This is a genomic window from Monashia sp. HAY1-5C, assembly GCF_056755255.1.
The window spans coordinates 1-248 of the sequence record NZ_JBPGXG010000602.1 but is presented as its reverse complement, the minus strand read 5'-3'; the positions used below and the strand labels follow the sequence as shown (position 1 = coordinate 248).

Below are 248 nucleotides of genomic sequence, written 5' to 3'. Positions count from 1 at the left end.
ACCTCGAGGCCATCCGCGCGTCGCTTCAGCAGCAGGTCGGCCAGCTGTCGCGACACGTCGGCGTCCTCGATGATGTAGCTCTCCAGGACGATCTGCCGGCGTGCCTTCTCGATGGCCGCGAACATGGCGGCGAAGGTGGCCGGCCCATCGACGAGCAGCTGCGCGTCGTTGCCGGCATACAGGTCGACATCCCCGAACGCGGACATCGCCGCGAGCTGCCGCTTCAGCAGGTCCGATTTGCCTTGTGC

1 protein-coding gene is annotated in these 248 nt (G+C 66.9%); it reads right to left on the bottom strand.

What is annotated here, in order from left to right; genetic code table 11:
* A partial coding sequence (locus tag ACR9ZK_RS22900) for a hypothetical protein (RefSeq protein ID WP_481344215.1) occupies positions 1–248 on the bottom strand: 248 nt, incomplete at both ends.